General features: G+C 71.5%; 4 protein-coding genes and 1 pseudogene. 2 read left to right on the top strand and 3 right to left on the bottom strand.

From position 1 onward, the window contains the following. A pseudogene (locus tag AB0C29_RS36265) lies at positions 1-462 on the top strand (XRE family transcriptional regulator); the annotation flags it as partial. A gap of 18 nt (positions 463-480) precedes the next feature. Here the strand turns inward: AB0C29_RS36265 and AB0C29_RS36260 are convergent. Continuing rightward, the gene (locus AB0C29_RS36260; RefSeq protein WP_360830194.1) at positions 481-999 is read right to left on the bottom strand and encodes a DUF4188 domain-containing protein; all 519 of its coding nucleotides are present in this window, start codon (positions 997-999) and stop codon (positions 481-483) included. A gap of 257 nt (positions 1,000-1,256) precedes the next feature. On the opposite strand from AB0C29_RS36260, the gene AB0C29_RS36255 reads away from it, so the two are divergent. Beyond that, positions 1,257-1,592: a hypothetical protein gene (locus AB0C29_RS36255; protein ID WP_360830192.1), complete on the top strand. Its 336-nt coding sequence runs from the start codon at positions 1,257-1,259 to the stop codon at positions 1,590-1,592. Here AB0C29_RS36255 and AB0C29_RS36250 read toward each other — a convergent pair. Together AB0C29_RS36250 and AB0C29_RS36245 are read right to left on the bottom strand one after the other, a co-directional pair. Further along, positions 1,574-2,452: a serine hydrolase domain-containing protein gene (locus tag AB0C29_RS36250; protein WP_360830189.1), complete on the bottom strand. Its 879-nt coding sequence runs from the start codon at positions 2,450-2,452 to the stop codon at positions 1,574-1,576. The genes AB0C29_RS36255 and AB0C29_RS36250 overlap by 19 nt on opposite strands. Before the next feature lie 5 nt (positions 2,453-2,457). After that, positions 2,458-4,253: WD40 repeat domain-containing protein (locus AB0C29_RS36245; protein WP_360830186.1), on the bottom strand; the 1,796-nt coding region annotated here is incomplete at its 5' end.

Here is a 4,253-nt window from a genome sequence, read left to right as displayed (position 1 = left end):
CATCTGGTCGCCGCCCTGGCCGGCCGGTGCCGGCAGCGGCTCGACGACAGCCGGGACTGGCTGGTCGAGGCGGCCCGGCTGGCCCGCCGCACCGGCGAGACCAACACGATGGGCATGTTCTTCGGACCCACCAACGTGGACATCTGGCGGATGAGCATCGAGGCCGGCGACGGCGACCCGGTCCGGGTGGTGGAGATCGCCCGGCGCACCGACCCGCGGGCCATCCCGGCCGGGGTCCGGCAGGTCTTCTACTACGCCGACACCGCCCGGGCCCTGACCCGGATCGGCGGGCAGGACCGCGAGGCCGTCCGCTTCCTGCTCACCGCGGAACGGATCGCGCCGCAGCACGTGCGCACGTCGGCCGAGGTCGCCGAGACCCTCCGGAACCTGCTGGACCGTTCCCGCCGTCGGGCCGGCGGCACCGAGCTGCGCGCCCTGTACGAACGCATGCAGACCAGCTGAAGCTCTCCGGCCGAGCCGTCAGCGCCCTTCGGCCCACCAGCGCGCGTCCCGGACCTGACGCAACGCCCCGAAGCCGGTCGGCGGCATGTTGCCGTACATCCCGTGATGCGAACCCGCGGCGGAGATCAGCATCTCGTGCCAGACACCGACGGAATCACTCGACCCGTAGTGCCACCAGTACCGGCGCTGAGCCGCGCGGTGCGGCTCGGTGGCGTCGCTCGCGAACCGGTGCAGGTCCTCCGGCCGGCGCCAGTACTGGACCAGCATCGCCTGCCGGGGACCGGGCCCGAACAGCAGCCGGTAGCCCAGCAGGCCGCCGTCGGGAGCGCTCGCCAGCTCGCGCAACATGCCGGGCATCGCGAGCAGCAGCGGCAGCCAGTGCCGGATCCCGCGCCACCGGTTGATCCTGATCCCGAGCAGGAAAACCACCACCGGCTCGGCATTGCCGGCCACCACCTTGCCGGGGCGGACAGCATCCGTACGGCGGTCCCGCAGCCACTCGGGCCGGCGCAACAACCGGACAGCGTCGATCAGCACGGAAAGCACTCCGATCAGTGGGGTTCCCCTCGGCGCGACAGCCCGGGCTGCGGCAAATCCGACGCTAGGGGGAGACACCAGCGATCGACACCCCAACGGGGCAAAGCCGACCGAACAACCCGTACGGCGTGCACCAACGCGCACGAGGCGGGGCTTGCTCCGCACCAACCGCGTCAAGTCTCGGACACACGATCGACCACCGGCGACGTTGCCGTCACTATGGACTGGTCCGGCCGGCTCTCGCCGAGGAGCTGCTCATGCTCACCGTTCGACTTTCCAGCACTCAGCCCCTGCCCGGCGGCGGTACCCCCGGGTCGAGCGCCGTGCAGCGGGGCTTCCGGGTCGGGGTCGAGATCAGGCCCTACTTCGAGGCGTACCGGGTCGCCCTGGTGTGGACTCCGGACGGTTGGCAGAGCACCCGCTACTCCTCCGGCCAGCTGACCGAGATCGCCAACGGCAGTGAGATCTGGTCGGCCGAGGCCAGCTGGGTCGTGACGCCGCCGACCACCTTCTTCTACGCCGTGGTGGGCGTCGGGTTCGACGGTCAGGTCTGGGACAACAACGGCGGCTGGAACTACCGCTGGGTGTCCTGACCGTCGCGGCCCAGGTCTTCGATCAGTGCGTTCATCAGGCGGACCGTGCGGGCCTCGTCGTCGTCCAGGGCCAGGATCACGAAGCTCGCGCCTCGCTCCGGGAGGCGGCCGAGCTGGGTGCTCACCCCCGGCCACCGTCCGCCGTGTTTGTGGAGTGGCTGGCCTTTGTGCTCCAGGACGTCGATGCCCCATCCGTAGACCAGCGGCGTGCCGTCGTTGAGCCGGCCCGGGGTGTGCAGGAGCTTGGAGATGCCGAGCTCGTCCCGTTCGATGGCGAGGTTCCAGCGCATCAGGTCTTCCGCCGTGGACTGCACGCCGCCGTCGCCGGCTATGTCGAAGAGGTAGTGGCTGGTGGGCATGCCGAGCGGCTCGAAGATGTGGGTGCGGGCGAATTCGGTCAGCGGTTGTCCGGACGCCCGGTGGATGACGACCGCCAGGCAGAGGTAGCCGACGCTGCAATAGCGGAACTGCGTCCCCGGTGGGCTGACCGGCCCGTCCGCCGCGGTGAGAGCGCGGATGACGTCGGTGGCCGTACGGGCGGGCGTGGTCAGGTGGTCATCCCAGAAACCGGTCAGCTCGGGCAGTCCGCTGGTGTGGTTGAGCAGGTGCTGCACCCGTACCCCGTGGGCCCACTCCGGCAGCTCGGGCAACCACTCCCCCAGCGTCGACGCGGTGTCCAGCCGGCGCTGCTGCCCGAGCAACGCCACGCAGGCTGCGGTGATCTGCTTGGACAGCGAGGCGACGGGTACGGCGGTGTCAGCAGTGAGCCCACCTTGGGCCGAGTAGACCGGCGGTCCCCCAGCGCGCCGCGTTCCGACGATCAGCGGCTCCTCGTTGCCGTAGCCGGCGTGCCGGATCAACGCGGTCAGCAGGTGCGCTCGAAGGGGATCTCGGGGATGTAGCGGCCCCATTCGTCGGCGGTGAGGCCGCGACCGCTCACCGCGCACGCCTGCCGGGCCGGGTCGGCCGCGAGGTCCTTCGGCACGGTGATGTCCCAGAGCGTGACAGCGTTGCTCGGGCTGCCTTGCGCGCCGCCCGCGGCCAGGGTGCGGCCGTCCGGGCTCAGCGCCGTGTAGAAGCTCTGCAGCTCGGGACTTTTCATCGTGGCGTACCGGATCGGGGTGGCCGGGTCGGCGATGTCCCACAGCATGATGGCATTGTCCAGGCTGGCCGTGGCCAGCGTGCGCCCGTCCGGGGTGAACGCCAGCGACAGGATCTCGTTGGTGTGACCGATCAGGGTGGCGATGCGGCTGGGCCGGGACGGGTCGGCGACGTCCCAGAGCATCGCCGTCGCCTCGTTGTCCGTGCCGGCGGCCAGGGTGCGGCCGTCCGGGCTGAACGCGAGTGCGTTGGCCGTGTAGCCGACGTATTCCGAGAGGGCGATCGAGGTGAGCCGCACCGGGACGGAACGGTCGGCCAGGTCCCACAGCGAGACGTTGGAGCCCTCGGCGACGGCCATCGTGCGCCCGTCCGGGCTGAACGTGATGGCCGTCAACGTCTTGCGGACGGCCAGCGTGGCCAGCAGCGACGGGTGCCGGCGGTCGGCCAGGTCGTACAGCGTGGTCTTGCCGTCACGGCGCCCGACGGCCAGGGTACGGCCGTCCGGGCTGAACGCCACCGCGTACACGAGGTCACCTTCCTCGGTGATCGTCGCCAGCCGGGTGGGTGCGGCCGGACGGGCCAGGTCGAACAGCGTCACCGTCTTGTCCGCGCCGGTGGCCGCCAGCGTACGGCCGTCCCGGCTGAGCGTGATGGCCTCGACCTGGCCGGTGCTCAGCGGTACGGCGTCCCGCCGTACGGGACGGGCCGGCTCGGTCAGGTCCCACGGCACGGCGGTTCCCTGGTGGCCGGCGGCGAGCAGCGAGCGGCCGTCCGCCCCGTACGTCAGTCCCACGATGCTGCCCGGGTACGGCCCGGGCAGCTCGGCGATCGCGTCCCGGGCGAAGCGGCCCCTGGTGTTCCACAGCGTCGCGGTCCGGCGGTCGCCGACGGTGATCAGCGTGCGGGCGTCCTGGCTGAAGGCCATCGACTGGACCGGGCCGCCCCGGGCGGTCACGGTCATCACCTGGGTCGGCAGCCTCGGCCACCCGTCGTTCTGGTCGACCGTCCACAGTGTGGTCGACCCGTCCGAGTCGCCGAGGGCCAGCATGCCTCCGTCCGGGCTGAACCTCATCTTGCTCAGGTGCGCCTGACCGGACGCCGCCACCTGCGAGGAGCCGCGCCTCGGCTGGGCCGGGTCCGTCAGGTCCCAGAGCCGCATGTAGTCGCCGTACTCCTCGACGGCCACCACCGGCAGCTTCGGGTTGAACTCGACGGCGGCGTCGACGACCGGGTCGCCCCAGAGCTGGGTGAGCGCGGCCCCGCGGACCGGGTGGGCCGGATCGGTCAGGTCCCAGACGGTGACCGCGGTGCCGCTGGTGACTCCGGTGCGCCCGTCCGGGCCGAACCTCAGGGGGTACGCCCCCGGCAGCGTGGCCAGCGTCGACGGAGTCGCCGTGCTGAGGTCCCACAGGACGGTGTTCTTGTCGCGGTTGCTCGTGGCCACGGTGTGACCGTCCGGGCTGAACGTGACTGCGACGATCCCCGCGGCGTCGGTCTGGGCTGCGTTCCGTACGGGATGGGCCGGGTCTGTCACGTCCCACAGCACCGCCTGCGGGCTGC

It is taken from the genome of Actinoplanes sp. NPDC048791 (assembly GCF_040650095.1).
In the GTDB taxonomy this organism is placed as follows: domain Bacteria; phylum Actinomycetota; class Actinomycetes; order Mycobacteriales; family Micromonosporaceae; genus Actinoplanes.
Note: the sequence above shows the minus strand (reverse complement) of the source record. Positions and strands in the feature narration are given on the sequence as shown.